Origin of the sequence: Streptomyces coeruleoprunus, from assembly GCF_039542925.1 — a bacterium.
In the GTDB taxonomy this organism is placed as follows: Bacteria; Actinomycetota; Actinomycetes; order Streptomycetales; family Streptomycetaceae; genus Streptomyces; species Streptomyces coeruleoprunus.
Window position 1 is genome coordinate 4,656,522 of record NZ_BAABIT010000001.1, and the last position, 19,285, is coordinate 4,675,806.

Consider the following 19,285-nt stretch of genomic DNA (forward strand, 5'->3'; position numbering starts at 1 on the left):
CTCACAGGACGGGAGCCGACCGGTACCCCTCCTCGTGGCCGGCCCGCTGGGCGACCACGGCGGTGTCCTGGCCCCCCGGCGCCGGGGCCGGGCACCGGTCCTCCAGGGGCACGACGCTCGGCAGCGTCGCCGGGTCCTCGCCGAGGAACACCTGGCGGACCACCCGCTCGGCGGCGCGGCCGTCGTCGTACGGGCAGAACCGGGCCCGGAACGCGGCCCGCAGCTGCGCGGAGCGCGAACCCCGCCAGTGCCCGGTCGCGAAGATGTCGATCAGCTCGTCCTCGCTGCGGGCGACCGCTCCCGGCGGGAAGGCCCGCACGTCGAAGTAGGTGCCCCGGGCCGCGTCGTACGCCTCCCAGTCCTCCGTGTGGACCACGATGGGCCGGTCCAGCGCCGCGTAGTCGAACATCAGGGACGAGTAGTCGGTGACGAGCGCGTCGGACGCGAGGCACAGCTCCTCGACGGACGGGTGCGCCGACACGTCGATGACGCGCGGGTGCTCGGGCAGCGCGAGGCGGTCGCCGTGCGTGGGGTGGCTGCGGGCGAGGATCACGAACCGCGGCCCGAGGGCGAGCGCGACCCGCTCCAGGTCGAGCAGGCGGGGCTGCGGCGTGAGGTAGTCGCGGTGGGTCGGCGCGTACAGGACCGCGGTGTGGCCCTCGGGGATGCCCAGCGCGGTGCGCAGCGCGGCGACGTCCTGGGCGGTGGCCCGATGGAAGACGTCGTTGCGCGGGTAGCCGTACTCCAGGGTCCTGTACGCGGCCGGGTAGACCCGCTCGAACACCAGGGTCGCGTGCCGGTTCGGGGACACCAGGTAGTCCCACTTGTCGATCGCGCGCAGCAGCTCGGCGAAGTCCAGCGAGCCGCGCGCGGCCGGCCGGTGCCGCAGGTCGAGCCCCATGTGCTTGAGCGGCGTCCCGTGCTGCGTCTGGACCAGCACCTGGCCGGGGCGCTTGACCAGCCGCCGGTCCAGGTTGACGTTGCTGACCAGGTACTTGGAGCGGGCCAGCGCCGTCCAGTAGGCGGCCGAGCCGGGGCGCAGCCGGCGCGGCCCCGGCGGCACCGTGTGCGCGTGCTCGGGTGCGCAGATCCACGCGGTGCGGATGTGCGGGGCCAGCTCCCGCACCCGCTCCTCCAGGGCGGCGGGGCTGCACGCGTAGCCGCGGTTCCAGTAGGCGCCGAACACGGCCCGGTCGGCGCGCAGCGGCAGGCGCAGCTGGACGCGGTAGTGGACCTGGAGGAGCGCCGCGTGGAGGCCGCGCAGGGCGGTGCCGGTGCGCTGCGCGGTGCGGGACTTCAGGGCGCGGGCCGCGGTGATGGCGCGGAACGCGCGGTGGGCGCCCAGCCGCACCAGGCCGTGCCGCAGCCGGGTGGTGAACTTCGGGGTCGCGCCCGGGGTGCGGTAGCGGCGGTAGTGGGCGCGGGCGCGCCGGAAGAACTCGGCGCGCGTGCCCTTCGGGAGGCGGCCCCGCGCCGTGAAGACGGAGGTGAAGTGGTCGGCCATGCGGCGGAACAGCAGGGGGCGCCAGCGGGCCAGTTCCGGCCGGGCGTCGAGGAACGCGAACAGCCGCTCGTACTGGTCGAAGATGTCGAAGTGCCGCCTGCTGGTGGTGCGCAGGATGCTGCCGGTGCGGCGCTGCCGGTAGTGCACGCACACCCGGTCCAGCGTGGCGATGGACTCGGCCGTCATCAGGACCGGGTAGGTCCAGGGCGCGTCCTCGTAGAACCCCGGCGGGAAGGAGAACCCCCGCCGCTCCAGGAAGTCCCTGCGGTACGCCTTGTTCCACACGACCATCAGCACCCGCAGCAGCTCCGGCCGGTCGTCGAGCGTGAACGGCGCGGGCCCCGCCTCGGTGAGGTGCCGGCGGAACTCGTTGGGCACGACCTCCCCCGACCAGTAGGTGCGGGCGTGGTCGTACACCAGCACGTCGGGCGAGCCGGTCTCCTTGAGCCGGTCGGCGACGGCCTGGAGGGAGCCCGGTACGAGGGTGTCGTCGCCGTCCAGGAACAGCACGTAGTCGCCGGTGGCGCGGGCCAGTCCGGCGTTGCGCGCCGGGCCGAGGCCGGTGTTCTCGGGCAGGTGCACGGGGACGACCCGCCGGTCGCGCGAGGCCACCTCGTCGATGACCGCCCCGCTGCCGTCGGGCGAGCAGTCGTCCACGGCGATCAGTTCGAGATCCTCGAACGACTGGGAGAGCACCGACTCCAGGCATGCGTGCAGGTAGGCCTGGACGTTGAACGCGGGGACGATGACGCTGAACCGGGGCATGGCCCGGGAACGTCCGATGGACCGACCGGGTTACGCGGCCCGTGGCATACGGGGGACGACCACGGGGCGTGACCCCGGTATCGCGGGATCACGGCCGTGTCCGTCCAGGTGAAGTGGTGTGTCAACAACTTGACGCCGCGTCAGTCGATGACGCGGTGTCACCGCCGTCGTCGCCGTCGGCGGGGGTGCTACGCCTTGCCGCCGCAGATCACGTCGTACGGCCGGCCGATGGCCAGCGTCAGCTCCATCGGCTCGGTCGTCCCGGCCGGGCACTGCTCCTTGTCCTTGACGAGCCCCAGCACCTTGTACCGGTCCGAGCCCCCGGAGGCGCACGCGACCTCCTGCGCCGTCGAGGTCACGCAGTCGCCCTTGACGAGCTGCCCGCCGCCCGCGCCGGGGTCGCCCGGGTGCTCGCCGGACAGGTTGCGCCCGCAGACGGTCTTGCTGGGGATGCCGCTGTCCTTGGCGTCGCCGCCGAAGGACACCTTGACCTGGATGATGAGGTCCGTGCCGGGCGGGCACTGGACGGCGTCGGGCAGGATGCTCGCACTCTGCACGTCCAGCGCCTTGAAGGTCGCCCCCGGGTCGTCGCAGTCGAACGCCTTGTAGCCGTCCGGGCGGTCGCCGGGGTCGGGCCCGCCGCAGTCGCCCACCGCCCAGGAACTCGCCGTGCCGCCCTTCGAGGGCGCGGGCGTGGTCTTGTCGTCCTCGAAGAACCGGGACGCGCCGTAGCCGATGCCGAGGACCACGGCGAGGGCGACCAGCGACGAGAGACACCCGGAACTTCGCCGCGCCGGGGCCGGTGTACCGCCTTGCATGACCATGGGGCGACTCCTCTTGGGGCGGAGGGGAGGGGGAGGCACGGGTGGGGACGCGGCCGGGCCGCCGGGCGGTTCCCGTACGGCCGGGCGTGGGCGTCAGGGGCGTACGACCGTGCTCACTCCGCCGCCGTCGTCCAGGCGCGGGACCCGGAGCAGGGCGGCGTGCGCGGCGGCCGGGAAGCGGGGGTCGGGGCGCAGGGCGTACTCGCGCAGGCACGCCTCGGTGAACTTGACGACGTGTTCGTCGCCGTGTTCGACGGCCCGCGCCGTCAGCTCGGCGAGTTCCGGGGCGTCGTCCGGCGGGGGCGCGGCCTCGGCGCCCGGGCCGGTGGTGAAGGCCAGCAGCATCGCCGCCTGGATCTGCCACAGCCGGGCCAGCGTCGGGGCGTGCAGCTCCCGCGGCAGGTGGGGCAGGACGAGGCGGGCGGCGGCGGGGGCCGTGACGCCGTGGATCAGGGGGACCGGGGGCAGCTCCGGGTGGGCGAGGTACACCCCGGCGAACTCGGCGGTCATCTCGCTCAGCAGCCGCTCGGCCTGCTCGGGGGCGGGCCCGTCCAGCGACTCCGCGTACCCGGGGATCCGGGACAGTCGGGCCAGGCGCTGGGGCGGGGGCTGCTTCTCCGGTACGCGGGGGAGCGCGGCGATCGCGGAGGCCACGCCGTGGGGGCCGGCCAGCCGCGGCTCGCCCGGCAGTTCGGTGTACCGGGCGGCCCAGTACGCCAGGCCCCGGGCCAGCTCGGTCAGCTGGAGCCGCGTCGGGCTCGCCGCGGCGTACAGGCCCCGGACGGCGTGGGCCGTGCGGATCAGGCCGTGCGTGAGCCCGGCGAACAGGCCCGGCAGGAGGCGCGGCCACCAGCGGGCCAGCACGTCGCGCCAGGGCGCGTCGGACAGTTCGCGGGCGAACAGCCGCTCCCAGTCGCCGGCGCGGTCGAAGCGCCCGAGCGCGGGCCGCCAGGACGCCTCGTCCGCCGGGTCGAGGGCGAACCGGGCGCCGGGCGGCTCGTGGTGCTCCAGGGCGCGGCGGTAGCGGCGTACCCAGCCGGCGACGTCGTCGGCCCGGCCCATCAGCGCCAGGGCCTCGGCGCCCATGGGGCCGTGGTTGGCGACGTCCACCCCCTTCCCCCGCTCGTATCCGAGGTCGTCCATCCGTTCCAGGGCGTCGTTGAGGGCGTCCAGGTAGCTGAGCGAGGGCATGCGGCCACACCTTTCGGAGTTCCGAATAGTTTGGAAAGCCGAACTGTCTACACTGGCAGTATGACGCACGTCCCCACGCCCGACGAGACCCGGCTCATCGGCCTGCTGCCGCTCCTGGAGCCGTACTTCCGCGTCGGCGCCGTACGGGAGTTGATGCCGGCGCCCCTGCGCGACGCCATGGAGGCGCACGGGCTGACGGCCCGCCACGGGGCCGTACTGCCGCAGCTGCTGGCCAACGGGCCGCTCACCGTGGGCGGGATCGCCCGGCGGCTCCATGTGTCGGTCCCCACCGCCAGCGAACTCGTCGGCGCGCTCAGCCGCGCCGGCATCGTCGAACGCGCCGAGGACCCGGCGAACCGCCGCCGGGTCCTCGTCTCCGTCGCCGCGCCCTACCGCGGCCACCTCGAAACCTTCGCCGCCCGCCGGGGCGAGCCCCTGCTGCGGGCCCTCGACACGCTCTCGCCGGACGAGCGGGACGGCTTCGTCAAGGGACTCGCCGCTTGGGCGCGGGAGGTGCAGGGGGAGCGGTGAACGGGCGCGCTACTTCACCGCGCCCGCCATCACCCCCGACACGAACTGCCGCTGGAACGCGAAGAACACGGCCAGCGGGATCGCCATCGACACGAACGCGCCAGGCGCGAGCACGTCGATGTTGTTGCCGAACTGCCGCACCTGCTGCTGGAGCGCCACCGTGATGGGCGGCGCGTCCGAGTCCGCGAAGATCAGGGCGATCAGCATGTCGTTCCACACCCACAGGAACTGGAAGATGCCGAGCGAGGCGATCGCCGGCCCGCCGAGCGGCATGACCACCCGGGTGAACAGCCGCACCTCGCCCGCCCCGTCGAGCCGCGCCGCCTCCAGCAACTCACGCGGGATCTCCGCGAAGAAGTTCCGCAGCAGGAAGATGGCGAAGGGCAGGCCGAACGCCGTGTGGAAGAGCACCACGCCGAGCGTCGTCTCGAAGACGCCGATCGCGCCGAACAGCTTCGACACCGGGACCAGCGCCACCTGCACGGGCACGACCAGCAGCCCGACCACGGCCAGGAACCACCAGTCGCGGCCCGGGAACTCCATCCACGCGAACGCGTAGCCGGCGAACGAGCCGATCACCACGACCAGCACCGTCGCCGGCACCGTGATCAGCACGGTGGACCACAGCGAGTCCGTGATGGTCTCGTTCCTCAGCAGCGCCGCGTAGTTGTCCGTCGTGAGCTGGGCCGGCGCCGTGAAGACCCGCCACCAGCCGCTGGAGTTGATGTCCGCGGGGGACCGCAGCGAGGAGAGCAGCAGACCGATCGTCGGCATCAGCCAGAACAGGGCGACGGCGATCAGGAAGACCTGCGCCGCCCCGCCGCCGAGCCGGGCCGCGATCCGGGCGGCCGGGGACCGCCGCCGCACGGTCGCCGGGGGCGCGGCGGCCGCCGGCTCCGGACGGGTTGCCGTCGGCGGGTCCGTCGGAGGATCCGTCGGCGGGTTCGTCGGTGGGGTCGTCGTCATCGGCGCGTCTCCCTTCGGATCCGGCGGATGTTGACGTACATCACCGGGATCACCAGCAGCAGGAGCAGCACCGCGATCGCGCTGCCCACGCCGAGATGGGCGTCCGTGCCGAACGACGACCGGTACAGCTGGAGCGCCAGCACGTTCGCGTCGTCCTGGACCGAGCCCGGCGCGATGATGAAGACCAGGTCGAAGATCTTCAGGACGTTGATCATCAGGGTGACCAGGACGACCACCAGGACCGGTGCCAGGAGCGGCACGGTCACCCGGCGGAACACCTGCCACTCGTTGGCGCCGTCCACGCGGGCCGCCTCCAGCAGCTCGCGCGGCAGGCCCGCGAGACCGGCCGCGATGAGGACCATCGCGAAGCCGGCCCACATCCACACGTAGCTGCCGATGACGGCCGGCGTGACGAGCGCCGGGCCGAGCCAGTCGACGCCGTTGTACGGCTCCCGGAAGTTGGACTCCGGCAGCCGCAGCCGGGCCCCGTCCGCGGCGGCCGGCAGCGTGAACGTGCCGTCCTCGCCCGCCGTCGCCGTGGCCACGACTCTCCCGTCCTCGACCGCCTCGATCCTCAGGCCCTTCAGGCCCAGTTCGCGGCCGTCGACGACGTTCGGCCGGCCGCCGCCGCCCCGGGTGAAGTCCAGCCACGCCGTGCCGGTGACCTCGTCCGGCGCGGGCCGGGCGGCCTTCGCGGGACGGGCGTCGGACGGCATGTCCCCCTGCGCCACACCCACCAGCGGCAGCCGCGCCGGGGTGCCCACGCGCACCGGCTCCTTGGTGATGAACGCGCCGCCGCCCGCGGCCTCCAGCGGGTGCACGGGCAGCGGGCGTGCCTTGGGGTAGCCCGCGGACTCGGCGAACGTGTCGTGGACGCCCACCCACACCGCGTTGGCGACGCCCCGCTCCGGGTCCTGCTCGTACACCAGCCGGAAGATGATCCCGGCGGCCAGCATCGAGATCGCCATCGGCATGAAGACGATCAGCTTGAACGCCGTGCCCCACCGCACCCGTTCCGTCAGCACCGCGAAGATCAGACCCAGGGCGGTGGCGACCGTCGGGGCCACCACCACCCAGATCGCGTTGTTCCGCACGGCGGTCAGGATCGTGTCGTCGGTGAAGATCTCGACGTAGTTGTCGAACCCGGCGAAGCCGGTGCCCGGCTGGTCGAAGAACGACCGCTGGACCGAGTACCCGATCGGGTAGACCACGAGCGCGCCGAGCAGCACCAGCGCCGGCAGCAGGAAGGCCGCCGCGACCAGTTTGCGCGTGCCCGTCACGCTCCCGCGCCGCACGCGAGGAGGGGAGGCCGCCATGACGTCAGCTCTTGAACGCCTTGGCCGCGTCCGCCTCCAGCCGCGCCTGGGTCCCCGCGATGTCCTTCGGGTTCTTCAGGAAGTCCTGGAGCGCCTTCCACTCGCCCTTGCCCGGCGTCCCGCCGAACGACTGCGGCATCTGGTCCGACATGTCGAAGCGGAAGTCGTCGCCCGCCGCGATCAGCGCCTTGGCGATGTCCCGCTGCACGTCGTTCGGGTACGCGGCCACGTCCAGCGACTTGTTGGGCGACACGAAGCCGCCCTCGCCTGCCCAGATCGCCGCCGCGTCCGGCGACGCCAGGAACGTCAGCAGCGCCTGCGCCGCCGGCTTGTCCGTCAGCGCCACGGCCACGTCCCCGCCCGTCACGACCGGCGCCTCCGCGCCGACCGCCGGGAAGGGGAACACCTTCGCGTCCGTGCCGATCTTCGCGTCCGTCTGCGCGATGTTGATGGACACGAAGTCGCCCTCGAACACCATCGCCGCCTTGGGCTGGTCGCCGCCCGTGAACGTCTGCGTCACCGACGCGGGGAACTCCGTCTGGAGTGCGCCGTCCGCCCCGCCCGCGATCAGGTTCGGCTTCCCGAACAGCTCCGCGAGCGTCGTCAGCGCCTGCTTCACCGACGGGTCCGTCCACTTGATCTCGTGCTTCGCCAGCTGGTCGTACTTCTGCGGGCCCGCCTGCGAGAGGTAGACGTTCTCGAACCAGTCCGTCAGCGTCCAGCCGTCGGCGCCGCCGACCGACACCGGCGTCACCCCGGAGGCCGAGATCGTCTCCGCCGTGGACAGGAGCTCCTTCCAGTTCTTCGGCTCCGACACGCCCGCGTTCTCGAAGACCGCGGTGTTGTACCAGATCAGCGACTTGTTGGCGGCCTTGAAGTACACCCCGTACTGGGTGCCGCCGACCGCGCCCAGGTCCTGCCAGCCCTTGTCGTAGTTCTTCGCCAGCTGCGCCTTGACCTCCGCGCCCGCCGGCTTCGCCCACTTGCGCTCGACCGCCTGCTGGAGGGCCCCGACCTGCTGGAGCATCGCCACGTCCGGCGGCGCCCCGCCCGCGATCTTCGTACCGATGTAGTTGAGCATCGCGTCCTGCGTCGGGACGTACGACACCTTCGCGCCCGTGCGCTTCTCGAACTCCTTCAGGACCTTGGTGAAGGCCTGCTGCTCCGGACCCGTCCACACGGCCACCACCTGGAGCTGCTGGCCGTCCAGCTTCGGTAACCGGACGGACTGCGCCTGTTCGCCGGGACTGTTCCTGATCGGTTCCGGACCGTCGTCGCCGCCGCATCCGGCGAGGGTCAGCGCCAGGGCGCCGGCGGCCGCCAGGGCCACCGCCGTCCGTCGTCGGCGCTGCCTCCGGCCGTGCCGCTCCACCAGAGTTGAGCGAACGGTTGTGCGAAGAGCTGTACGCATCACTGCCCCGTCTCTCCCGCGTGCGTCGTCCCTTGCGATCTGGTCTACGCCGGGTGCGGAGGGCCCGCAATAGCGCCCTCCGTGTCCCGTCCTCGATCGTGATGGGCTCGTGACGTGACGTCAGGCACCCCTCGCGGTCCGCGTCAACGGGGGCTCGGCGCCTCCGTGAGAGGCGGCACCGGGGTCGCCTCCACCGAGCGGGCCGCCCGGTCCAGCGCGCTGGCCAGCAGCGCGAGGTCCGTCGGACCGTTGCCCAACTCCCGCACCGGGCGGCGCGCGGGCGGATCGCCCATGCGCTCCCACTCCAGGGGCACCACCGTGGGCCGCAGCGTCGCCGTCCGGGGGATACGGCCCGTCACGCGCCCCGCCTGGAACGGCGTCACCCGCCCGTCCGGGTGACCCAGCCGCCCCCGCCCGGGTGACGGGTCGTCCGGTCCGGGCGACACCGGCGGCGCGTCCAGCACGACGCGCAGCCGCGCCCGGCGGGCCAGCTCCGTGTCCGCCGTACGGTCCGGCCGGGCCGACGCCGCCACCAGGTGCACGCCCAGCCGCTCACCGTCCCTCGCCACCGCCTCCAGCGCCCGCACCACCGAGCCGGCCGCCGGCCGCCCGGGGCTGCCCAGCGCGGGGGCGACCAGCGCGTCCACGTCGTCCACGAGCACCACGAGGCGCGGCAGCGCCGGCGCCGCCTCGCCGCCCTTGCCCCGGGCCCCGGCCCCTGCGGGGCGCAGCCGCAGCGTGCCACTGGCCGGCGCGTCCACGTCGGTGGAGGGGCGGGGGGTGGAGGCGTCGGCCGACGCGCGGGGGGCGACGACGCGGGGTGCGGGCCGGTCGGGGGTCGCGGGCCGGTCCGCACCCCGGTCCGTGGCCGTGGCCGTCGTGCGGTCACCCGTCGGGGTCCGGTCACCGGCCGACGTGCGGGCACCGGTCGTGGGGGCGCGGTCCGTGCCCGTCGCCGTGCGGTCGCCGTAGGCGGTTCCCTCCGGGGCGGTGGCCCGGTCGGCGCCCGCGGTCCGGTCGGAGGCGGCCGCCTGCGACCCGTCCGCCGGGACGTCGCGCTGTTCGCGCACCTCCGCGAACTCCCCGCGCCCCAGCAGCTCCGCGCGCCGCTTCAGTTCCGCCATCAGCGCCTGCGCGAAGGCCCGCATCCGTACCGGATCCGACGCGACCAGGTGCTCCGTGACATGGGGCAGGTCCGTGCAGGGGCCGAGCCCCTCGCCGCGCTCCCCGCCCGCGCCGTCCACCAGCAGCAGCCCCAGCCGGTCGGGCCGGGACGCGGCCGCCAGGGACGCCGCGACCGAGCGCAGCAGCTCCGTACGGCCACTGCCCGCCGGGCCCTCGATCAGCAGGTGCGGCCCCTCGCTCGTCAGGTCCACCTGGAGCGGGCCCCGCGGCCCCGTGCCCAGCACCGCCGTACCGTCCGGGGCCGACGCCCAGCGGGCCATCAGCGACGCGGGCGTGGCCCGGGCCAGCTCCAGCTCGTCCAGCAGCCGCGCCGAACGCGGCAGCGCCGTGGCCGCCCGCCCGCGCTGCGGCCCGCCCTCGGCGCGCAGCGGCGCCAGCGCCCGTGCGAACCGCTCGGCCCACGCGCCGGACACGGCGTCCACCGTGCCCACCGTGCCGGGACCGACCGGCTGCCCCCCGGCCGCCCGCATCACGCGCAGCGCCGTCGCCACGTCACCGCTCAGCAGGCCGACCGCGCCGCACTCGCGGAACGGCAGCGCCGCCGCGCACGCCGCCTCGTACGTCGCCGCGACCGGCGAGACCGCCGACGCGGCCGGGGTCTCGGCCAGGCAGACGAGGTGGATGCCCGCGGCGGCGCCCGCCCCGGCCAGCCGGGCCGCCGTCTCGCGCAGCGCCGACGTGCCGGGGTCGCCGTCGACGACCACCACCGTGTACGGCCCCGGCGCCTGCGGCGACCTGGCCGCGTACGCCGCGTCGAACCGCGCCGCCGCCTCCGCGACCGCCCGGTGGTCGGCGCTCGCCCAGCCCGCCCCGAGCGGCCCGTCGTCCAGGCGCCGGGTCAGCTCGGCCATCCGGGCCTCCGCCTGGTCCCTGTCGTACGCCAGGAGCAGCCGGCAGTCCTGGCCGTGGCCCGGCCGCACGTGCGGCAGCCAGCCCAGCCAGCCCCAGTCCCGCCTCCGCTCCTCCAGCGGCCGCGCCCGGTCGGCGCCGATCAGCACGATCTCCAGGTCGGCCGGGGTGTGCAGCGCCGCCAGCTGGGCCACCACGGAACGGGTCAGCCCCAACAGCCGGGCGCGCGGCCCCGCCAGGCCGAGGGACCCGGCCTCGCGCAGCCCGACCGTGACCGGTACGGCCGCGAGGTCGGCCCGGTCCGTGGTGCCCAGCCGGACGACCAGCGACTCGGGGTGCCCCGGGGCCCGCTCCCAGAGGCGGGGGCCCGGACCCAGGGCGGTCAGCAGTACGGCGGCCGGGTCGGGCCACGTCTCGGGCGCCCGCCCGCGCGGAGCCTCGGGCGCCCCCGGCGCGGGCCCGCCCCCGGGCGGCGCGCCCCGGTCGGCGGCGGCCTCGGCCCGCCCGCCCGTCAGGCGCCGCGCCCATGCGCCTATGCCGCGGCGGCGTGGCGCGCCCTCCTCGGCGGGCGGGAGGGGCGTGCCGCGCGCGGGGGTGACCTGCGGGGCCTGCGGCGTCCGCTCCCGGCTGTGCGTCGTACCGCCCTCGGGCGCGCCGTCCTGCACGCGCGCGTGCCCCGGCGAACGCGGGTCGGCGCCCAGGCCCGTACCGCCGGGAGAGCCACCGGACCCGCCGGAGCCACCGGCACCGCCCGGCCCCCGCGACCCGTCCGATGCCGCCTCCGCCTCCCCGGCGCCGTACGGCCTGCGGGCGTGGGGCACCGCCGGCCCGGCCGGGGCCCCGGCCGTAGCCGACACCGGCACGGTCCGCCCGGACACGGCACCGGCCCCAGGGCCCGGCGTCCCCGCCTCATCGGCGCCCGCAACCGGCCCCCCGGCCTCCCCGGCGCCGCCCCGCGCCCCCCGGCCCGGCGCGTCCGACCCGCGCGGCCCGTCCGGTCCGGGCGTCCCCGGGCGGTGCACCCGCACATGGCCCTCCCCGTCCGGGGCCGTGGGCAGGGGCGTGCCCTCCGCGATGTCCGTGCCCGGCGTCAGGCGCAGCGTGGACTCACCCAGTCGGAGCAACGCCCCCGGGGCGAGCCGCACCGGCCGGTCGCCCACGTCCGCGCCGTCCAGGGACGTGCCGTTCGTGGAGCCCAGGTCCGCGACCGTGACCCGGGCGTCGTCGCCGACCGTGACCACGCAGTGGAGGCGCGAGACGTCGGGGTCGTCGAGCGGGACGTCCGCGTCCGCCGAGCGGCCGATCCGGACCCGGCCGCTGTGCAGCAGGTGGACGCCGCCCGCGTCCGGCCCGGCCACCACGTGCAGCCGCGCCGTGGCGCCGCCCGCGGCGGCGGGGTCGTCATCGGCGGGCACCTGGAGGGCCAGCACGGCTCCGTCCACGAGCGGGGGATCTCCGAGGGCACAGCGCTGGGCGTCCAGCCGCTCCCGGCCGGCGTACAGCACGACGGGGCCCGTGGCGGCCGCCCCGTCGGGGCCGGCCACGACGGCGGCGAGGCCGGACGCCACGGCGGAGAGCGCGGTGCCCGCGGGGGCGGTGAGGAGCACGTCGCAGGCGCGCCGTGCGGTCTGCCCGCCGGGCGGCGCCGCGAGGACGGTCAGCCGGATCTGCATCGCCGTCAGCGGTCCCTTCTGCGCGGCGCGCCCGGCAGAGGGGGGTAACGGCCCGTCGAAAGTCCCCCCACCCGCGCGCGGACGCGTCGTCCGGTACAGGTACGGCACGGATCGCCGGGCTCCCGACCCCGCGTTGCGCCGTGCTGGTGGCATCCTCCCACCTGCCACCGACAGTTTGCCCGCGCTCCGGCCAGAAATGATCTTGGATGCTCGGGCGTGACCGGCGAAACGCCTGCTTGTGCCCCACTTGGGATCATGTGTGCGGCAGGCAACCAAGGAACGAGGCCCCACGTCTTCTCCCGCACGGAAGGGGAGGGGACCCACCGGCGAGCCGTTCGAACGAACCGGAACGGCACTACAGTGGGTCGAACGCAAAGCTTGGGACCACGATTCGCAGGGAGCGCATGACGTGCGGCCAGTCGGCAGCAAGTACCTGCTCGAGCAGCCGCTCGGACGCGGCGCCACGGGCACCGTCTGGCGGGCCCGCCAGCGAGAGACCGCGGGCGCCGAGGCGGCCGTGCCCGGCCAGCCGGGCGAGACCGTCGCGATCAAGGTCCTCAAGGAGGAGCTGGCCAACGACGCGGACGTGGTGATGCGCTTCCTGCGCGAGCGCTCCGTCCTGCTCCGGCTCACGCACCCGAACATCGTGCGCACCCGCGACCTGGTCGTCGAGGGCGATCTCCTCGCCCTCGTCATGGACCTCGTCGACGGCCCGGACCTGCACCACTACATCCGTGACAACGGGCCGCTGACCCCGGTCGCCGCGTCCCTCCTCACCGCGCAGATCGCCGACGCGCTCGCCGCCAGCCACGCCGACGGGATCGTCCACCGCGACCTGAAGCCCGCCAACGTGCTGCTCGCCGAGCGCGACGGGCAGATGCACCCGATGCTCACGGACTTCGGCATCGCCCGCCTCGCCGACTCGCCGGGCCTGACCCGCACCCACGAGTTCGTCGGCACGCCCGCGTACGTGGCGCCGGAGTCCGCCGAGGGCCGCCCGCAGACCTCCGCGGTGGACATCTACGGCGCCGGGATCTTGCTGTACGAGCTGGTCACCGGCCGTCCCCCGTTCGCCGGCGGCACGGCGCTCGAAGTCCTCCACCGCCACCTCAGCGAGGAGCCCCGGCGCCCCTCCACGGTTCCGGGCCCGCTGTGGACGGTCATCGAGCGCTGCCTGAGCAAGGACCCCGACCGCAGGCCCAGCGCCGTGAACCTGGCCCGCGGCCTGCGCACGGTCGCCGCCGGCATCGGCGTCCACGCCAACTCCGCCCAGATCGAGGCGGCCGAGGGCGTCGGCGCCCTGCTCGCCCCCGACCCGTCACCGGCGCCCGTGCCCGGCACGCCCGCGCCCGACGTCCCGGGCGCCGCCGACGCCACCCAGGTCCTGCCGAACACGGGCCCCGGCGCGCCCCAGTACGACCCGGCCGCCGCCACCAGCGTCCTGCCGGCCACCGGACCCGGCGCCGGACAGCCCGGTGCCGCCGACCCGACCGCGGTCATGCCCCCGGTACCGCAGCCGGAGGAGCCGCACCCCTGGCAGACCCAGCTGCGCGCCGCCCGCGACCGCAACGAGCAGACCCAGGTCCAGTACGTGGACCCCGCCCAGGACCCGCTGCGCCGCCGCCCCCAGCGCCGCCCGCAGCCGCCCCAGGGCCACCCGCAGCAGCCGTACCCGCCGCAGCACCAGCAGCAGTACGGGCCGCCCCAGCCCCAGCCGCAGCAGCCCTACGCACCGCAGCCGCAGTACGCCCCGGCCCCCCAGCCGCAGCCGCGTCAGCAGTACGCGCCGCAGCCGCAGCAGCCCCGTCCGCCGGCGCCCCAGCCGCCCGCACCGCGCGAGCCGCGGGCGCCCCGGCAGCGCAGCGCCAACCCGATGCGCATCCCCGGCCTCGGCTGCCTCAAGGGCTGCCTGTTCACGATCGTGCTGTTCGTCGTGGCGGGCTGGCTCATCTGGGAGCTGACCCCGCTCCAGGACTGGGTCGCCCAGGGCAAGAGCTACTGGCAGGCCATCGGCGACGCGGTCTCCACGGTCAGCGACTGGATCTCGGAGCTGGGCGGCGACTCCAACACGCCGACGCCTCCGGCCCAGTAGCGGTCCCACCGCGTCATCACCCTGTCGATTTGTCGACTTCGGAGGGGTGATTTCCCCTCCGCGGTGAATACGGGCGCTCCCGGCCGCGTAACTTGGTCGGGAACGCCAGCCGCTGAGGGAGCAGTCTTGGCACGGAAAATCGGCAGCCGCTACACGGCTCACCAGATCCTGGGGCGGGGCAGCGCCGGCACGGTGTGGCTCGGCGAGGGTCCCGAGGGCCCCGTCGCCATCAAGCTGCTGCGCGAGGACCTGGCCTCGGACCAGGAACTCGTCGGGCGCTTCGTCCAGGAGCGCACCGCCCTGCTCGGGCTCGAGCACCCGCGCGTCGTCGCCGTCCGCGACCTGGTCGTCGACGGCAACGACCTGGCCCTGGTCATGGACCTGGTGCGCGGCACCGACCTGCGCAGCCGCCTCGACCGGGAGCGCCGGCTCGCTCCCGAGGCGGCCGTCGCGATCATCGCCGACGTCGCCGAGGGCCTCGCGGCGGCGCACGCCGCCGGGGTCGTCCACCGGGACGTCAAGCCCGAGAACATCCTGCTCGACATGCAGGGTCCGCTCGGTCCGGGCGGTGCCCACCCCGCACTGCTGACCGACTTCGGCGTGGCCAAGCTGATCGACACCCCCGGCCGCACCAAGTCGTCCCACCGGATCATCGGCACCCCCGACTACCTCGCCCCGGAGATCGTCGAGGGCCTGCCGCCGCGCGCGGCCGTCGACATCTACGCGCTCGCGACCGTCCTCTACGAGTTGCTCGCGGGCTTCACCCCCTTCGGCGGCGGCCACCCCGGAGCCGTACTGCGGCGGCACGTCACGGAGACCGTGGTCCCGCTGCCCGGCATCCCGGACGAGCTGTGGCAGCTGATCGTCCAGTGCCTGGCCAAGGCCCCCGCGTCCCGGCTGCGCGCCTCCGAGCTGGCCGCCCGCCTCCACGACCTGCTGCCGCTCGTTGCCGGCATGCCGCCGCTGGACGTCGACGAGCCGGGCGCGGACAGCGGCTCGGAGCCGTACGAGGACGACCCGTACCCGACGCTGCCGAACGGGCCGCGCCGGGCCGCCGTGCCGCTCGTCCCCGGCACCTCCCCCGACTCCAGCCGGGACACCCACACCTCCATGCGCGTGCCCGGCCCCGACGAGCTGTCCGGCGGCCCCCTCGGCACCGCCCGCGCCCCGCGCGCGGCCGGCCAGCGCCGCCCCGGCTCGGCCCGCAACAAGCAGGCCGCCGTCCGCAGGCGCCGCCTGGTCATCGGGGCCGCCGCGGTCGCGGTGGCGGCGGCCGTGGGCGTCGGCGGCTGGCTCGCGACGAGCGGCGAGGAGCGCGACGTACCGCCCACCGGCTCCCAGCAGTCCGCCCCCGAGTCGGGCCCCGGCACGGCACCCGGAACCGGCCCGCGGACGGATACCTCACAGCCCTAGGGGGAGGGACTGTCGCGGCCAGCCGTTACGCTGGACCCGTGGCAGTCGTCGACGTATCCGAAGAGCTGAAGTCCCTCACCTCGACCATGGGGTCGATCGAGGCCGTCCTGGACCTCGACAAGATGAGGGCAGACATCGCCGTGCTCGAGGAGCAGGCGGCCGCGCCGTCCCTGTGGGACGACCCGGAGGCGGCACAGAAGATCACCAGCAGGCTCTCGCACCTCCAGGCCGAGGTGCGCAAGGCGGAGAACCTGCGCAGCCGGATCGACGACCTCGGGGTGCTCTTCGAGCTCGCCGAGGCCGAGGACGACCCGGACACCCTGGCCGAGGCCGAGGCCGAGCTGGCCGACGTCCGCAAGGCGCTGGACGAGATGGAGGTCCGCACCCTCCTGTCCGGCGAGTACGACGAGCGCGAGGCCCTGGTCACCATCCGCGCCGAGGCCGGCGGCGTCGACGCCTCCGACTTCGCCGAGCGGCTGCAGCGCATGTACCTGCGCTGGGCGGAGCGCCACGACTACAAGACCGAGATCTACGAGACGTCGTACGCGGAAGAGGCCGGCATCAAGTCGACCACGTTCGTCGTGCACGCCCCGTACGCGTACGGCACGCTCTCCGTCGAGCAGGGCACGCACCGCCTGGTCCGGATCTCGCCCTTCGACAACCAGGGCCGCCGCCAGACGTCGTTCGCCGGCGTCGAGGTGCTGCCCGTCGTGGAGCAGACCGACCACATCGACATCCCGGAGAACGAGCTCCGCATCGACGTGTACCGGTCCTCGGGCCCCGGCGGCCAGTCCGTGAACACCACGGACTCCGCGGTCCGCATCACGCACATCCCGACCGGCGTGGTCGTCTCCTGCCAGAACGAGAAGTCGCAGATCCAGAACAAGGCGTCCGCGATGCGCGTGCTCCAGGCCCGCCTGCTGGAGCGCCAGCGCCAGGAGGAGCGCGCCAAGATGGACGCCCTCAAGGGCGACGGCGGCAGCTCGTGGGGCAACCAGATGCGCTCGTACGTCCTGCACCCGTACCAGATGGTCAAGGACCTGCGCACCGAGCACGAGGTCGGCAACCCGCAGGCCGTGCTGGACGGCGAGATCGACGCCTTCCTGGAGGCGGGCATCCGCTGGCGTAAGCAGCAGGAGCAGCAGGACAAGTAGGCGCGGCCTCCCGCGTACGCACCGGCGCCGTCCCTCACCCGCCGTGAGGGGCGGCGCCGATGCGCTTGCGGAAGCAACGCCCCGCCGGATTCCTCGCTTTGTCGACAAGGCAATGAGGCCCGGGGCGGCTGTTCTCGACGTTTACGTCACAGTTGCATCCGCGCAGGTCAGGCAAGCTTGATCATTTCGGACATCGCACGCGCAACGTCCTTGACGGTCATCCGAAAACTGGGAAAGCTGACGCGCGGCATGCGCATGACGGGGCGCATGCGACCGGGGGGCGGCACGAGACCCCCAGCGTCCGTGGCCCCGCGCGCTGCCCTACTGACGAGAACAGCTACTGGGGGTAGCAGCTATATGACGAACAAGACGCGGGTGCGCGTCGCGCGGATAGCCGCCGGTGCGGTCATTGCCGCGGGTGCGTCCCTGACCGCCGCGGGCGCCGCCCAGGCCGTCGGCATCGAGATCGGCATCTCCGCGGACCTCCGCGACCAGCCGACCTGCAGCCCGCTCGACCCGACCTGCACGCCGACCACGCCGCCGACGACGCCTCCCACCACCCCGCCGGTGGAGCCGCCGACCACGCCGCCGACGACCCCGCCGGTCGAGCCGCCCACGACGCCGCCGACCACGCCGCCGACGACGCCTCCCACGACGCCGCCGACGACCCCGCCCACCACCCCGCCGACGACGCCTCCCACGACGCCGCCGACGACCCCGCCCACCACGCCTCCGACCACGCCGCCCACCGGCGGTAACGGCAACGGTGGCAACGCCGGCAACGGCAACGGTGGCAACGGCGGCAACAACGCCAACGGTGGCGGCAACGGCGGTTCCACCGACGCCGGCACCTCCGCCGGTGCCACGGGTGGCTCCACCAGCGGTGGCGCGGGCACCTGCACCGTCGACCTCGACGGCGCCGAGTGCGTCGACAACAACCCGGGCCCGAACAACGCCGGCTCCCAGCCGGTCGAGCAGGGCAAGGCCAAGGAGGAGCTGGCCGAGACCGGCGCCGCCGAGACCTCGTTCCTGCTCATCGGTGCCGCGACGATGATCGCCGGCGGCATCGGCTTCCGCATGCTGCCGCGCCTCGTCGGCGGCGGCCGCACGGTCGCCTGAGCCCCCACGGGCAGCTAGCCCCCAGGGGCAATGCGCAAGGGCCCGGATCGCCGTTCGTACGGCGGTCCGGGCCCTTCGGCTCGTTCTCGGGGCCGCGCGGGCTCTGCGGAGCTGCGTTCCGCGGGCTACGCGGGCTGGTGGGCCGCCAGCAGGGCCGCGGCCGCCACCAGGAGCAGCAGCAGGACCAGCAGCGCCACGGGGTTCAGCGCGCCCCAGGGGCCCTCGTGCTGGAGTCGCTCCCGGTTCGCCCGGCACACGGGGCAGCGGCCCTCACTGACGGGCGCCGCGCAGTTGGCGCACACCAGTCGGTCATAGGTCATGCGCTCTCCTCCTCCCGCGCGGCGGAGCCGCTGACGCGGACTGTCCACCCAGTTCTCTCCGCACAACGCTCAGGGAAACGCGAGCGTTCCCCTTCCCACTGTGCCAGGTCCCACGAGTTTAGGCGCGCCCCGGCCGGATCCCGACGGTCCGGCCCCTTACCAGGGCCGGACAAATAGGGCAAGCCAGGACGGTGACTGCGCGGGGCATCCCGGTTCGCGTATGGTCACGCACACCTACTCCCGGCCGACCGTGGTGCACCCGTGATCCGATTCGACAACGTCTCCAAGTCCTACCCGAAGCAGAACCACCCCGCTCTCAGGGACGTGTCCCTGGAGATCGAGAAGGGCGAGTTCGTCTTCCTGGTGGGGTCCTCCGGCTCCGGAAAGTCCACCTTCCTGCGGCTGATCCTGCGCGAGGAGCGCGCCAGCCACGGAACGGTGCACGTCCTCGGCAAGGACCTGGCCCGGCTGTCGAACTGGAAGGTGCCGCACATGCGCCGCCAGCTCGGCACCGTCTTCCAGGACTTCCGCCTCCTGCCCAACAAGACCGTCGCGCAGAACGTGGCGTTCGCGCAGGAGGTCATCGGCAAGTCCCGCGGCGAGATCCGCAAGTCCGTGCCGCAGGTCCTGGACCTCGTCGGGCTCGGCGGCAAGGAGGACCGCATGCCGGGCGAGCTGTCCGGCGGTGAGCAGCAGCGCGTCGCCATCGCCCGGGCCTTCGTCAACCGGCCCATGCTGCTGATCGCCGACGAGCCGACCGGCAACCTCGACCCGCAGACCTCCGTCGGCATCATGAAGCTGCTCGACCGGATCAACCGGACCGGCACGACCGTCGTCATGGCGACCCACGACCAGAACATCGTCGACCAGATGCGCAAGCGCGTCATCGAGCTCGAGAAGGGCCGTCTCGTCCGCGACCAGGCACGCGGCGTCTACGGCTACCAGCACTGAGCACATCAGCAGAGCAGCAGC

Annotated in this window: 14 protein-coding genes; 6 read left to right on the forward strand and 8 right to left on the reverse strand. The window is 74.5% G+C overall.

The genetic code is table 11. The annotated features are described in order from the left end of the window. Position 1 precedes the first annotated feature (1 nt). The 3 genes from ABEB09_RS20820 to ABEB09_RS20830 all read right to left on the reverse strand — a co-directional run bounded on the left by ABEB09_RS20820 (position 2) and on the right by ABEB09_RS20830 (position 4,284). Positions 2-2,269: a bifunctional glycosyltransferase/CDP-glycerol:glycerophosphate glycerophosphotransferase gene (locus tag ABEB09_RS20820; RefSeq protein WP_345691426.1), complete on the reverse strand. Its 2,268-nt coding sequence runs from the start codon at positions 2,267-2,269 to the stop codon at positions 2-4. A 188-nt stretch (positions 2,270-2,457) separates the two neighbouring features. Next, positions 2,458-3,087 carry a hypothetical protein gene (locus ABEB09_RS20825; protein WP_345694016.1) on the reverse strand — a complete coding sequence of 210 codons (630 nt, stop codon included), beginning with the start codon at positions 3,085-3,087 and terminating at the stop codon, positions 2,458-2,460. A gap of 99 nt (positions 3,088-3,186) precedes the next feature. Further along, positions 3,187-4,284: a questin oxidase family protein gene (locus tag ABEB09_RS20830; protein WP_345691427.1), complete on the reverse strand. Its 1,098-nt coding sequence runs from the start codon at positions 4,282-4,284 to the stop codon at positions 3,187-3,189. A 60-nt stretch (positions 4,285-4,344) separates the two neighbouring features. Here ABEB09_RS20830 and ABEB09_RS20835 point away from each other — a divergent pair, with 60 nt between their 5' ends. Continuing rightward, positions 4,345-4,815 (forward strand): MarR family winged helix-turn-helix transcriptional regulator, encoded by a 471-nt coding sequence (locus tag ABEB09_RS20835; RefSeq protein WP_345691428.1) that lies wholly within the window; start codon positions 4,345-4,347, stop codon positions 4,813-4,815. Between the two features lie 9 nt (positions 4,816-4,824). Here ABEB09_RS20835 and ABEB09_RS20840 read toward each other — a convergent pair whose 3' ends face one another. The 4 genes from ABEB09_RS20840 to ABEB09_RS20855 form a co-directional block, all read right to left on the reverse strand. Then, a complete protein-coding gene (locus ABEB09_RS20840) occupies positions 4,825-5,781 on the reverse strand; it encodes a carbohydrate ABC transporter permease (RefSeq protein WP_345691429.1) in 957 nt (318 codons plus the stop codon). Beyond that, on the reverse strand, positions 5,778-7,061 hold the full coding sequence (locus tag ABEB09_RS20845) for a carbohydrate ABC transporter permease (protein WP_345694017.1): 1,284 nt from the start codon (positions 7,059-7,061) through the stop codon (positions 5,778-5,780). Before ABEB09_RS20845 ends, ABEB09_RS20840 begins: the two co-directional genes overlap by 4 nt. Positions 7,062-7,101: 40 nt before the next feature. Beyond that, entirely contained in the window at positions 7,102-8,508 is a 1,407-nt protein-coding gene (locus ABEB09_RS20850; protein ID WP_380841296.1) for an ABC transporter substrate-binding protein, read from the reverse strand. Between the two features lie 143 nt (positions 8,509-8,651). Next, positions 8,652-12,215, reverse strand: coding sequence for an FtsK/SpoIIIE domain-containing protein (locus tag ABEB09_RS20855; RefSeq protein WP_345691430.1), 3,564 nt, complete (start codon positions 12,213-12,215; stop codon positions 8,652-8,654). A gap of 409 nt (positions 12,216-12,624) precedes the next feature. On the opposite strand from ABEB09_RS20855, the gene ABEB09_RS20860 reads away from it, so the two are divergent. The 4 genes from ABEB09_RS20860 to ABEB09_RS20875 all read left to right on the forward strand — a co-directional run bounded on the left by ABEB09_RS20860 (position 12,625) and on the right by ABEB09_RS20875 (position 17,993). Continuing rightward, positions 12,625-14,307 carry a serine/threonine-protein kinase gene (locus ABEB09_RS20860; RefSeq protein WP_345691431.1) on the forward strand — a complete coding sequence of 561 codons (1,683 nt, stop codon included), beginning with the start codon at positions 12,625-12,627 and terminating at the stop codon, positions 14,305-14,307. Between the two features lie 126 nt (positions 14,308-14,433). Further along, positions 14,434-15,720: a serine/threonine-protein kinase gene (locus tag ABEB09_RS20865; protein WP_345691432.1), complete on the forward strand. Its 1,287-nt coding sequence runs from the start codon at positions 14,434-14,436 to the stop codon at positions 15,718-15,720. Between the two features lie 38 nt (positions 15,721-15,758). Beyond that, positions 15,759-16,874: a peptide chain release factor 2 gene (gene prfB, locus ABEB09_RS20870; protein ID WP_345691433.1), complete on the forward strand. Its 1,116-nt coding sequence runs from the start codon at positions 15,759-15,761 to the stop codon at positions 16,872-16,874. Positions 16,875-17,231: 357 nt separating this feature from the next. Beyond that, positions 17,232-17,993: an LPXTG cell wall anchor domain-containing protein gene (locus ABEB09_RS20875; RefSeq protein ID WP_345691434.1), complete on the forward strand. Its 762-nt coding sequence runs from the start codon at positions 17,232-17,234 to the stop codon at positions 17,991-17,993. Between the two features lie 125 nt (positions 17,994-18,118). Here ABEB09_RS20875 and ABEB09_RS20880 read toward each other — a convergent pair whose 3' ends face one another. After that, positions 18,119-18,313 carry a hypothetical protein gene (locus ABEB09_RS20880; RefSeq protein ID WP_345691435.1) on the reverse strand — a complete coding sequence of 65 codons (195 nt, stop codon included), beginning with the start codon at positions 18,311-18,313 and terminating at the stop codon, positions 18,119-18,121. A 261-nt stretch (positions 18,314-18,574) separates the two neighbouring features. On the opposite strand from ABEB09_RS20880, the gene ftsE reads away from it, so the two are divergent. Beyond that, positions 18,575-19,264, forward strand: a complete 690-nt coding sequence (gene ftsE / locus ABEB09_RS20885; RefSeq protein WP_345691436.1) for a cell division ATP-binding protein FtsE — start codon at positions 18,575-18,577, stop codon at positions 19,262-19,264. Positions 19,265-19,285: the final 21 nt, after the last annotated feature.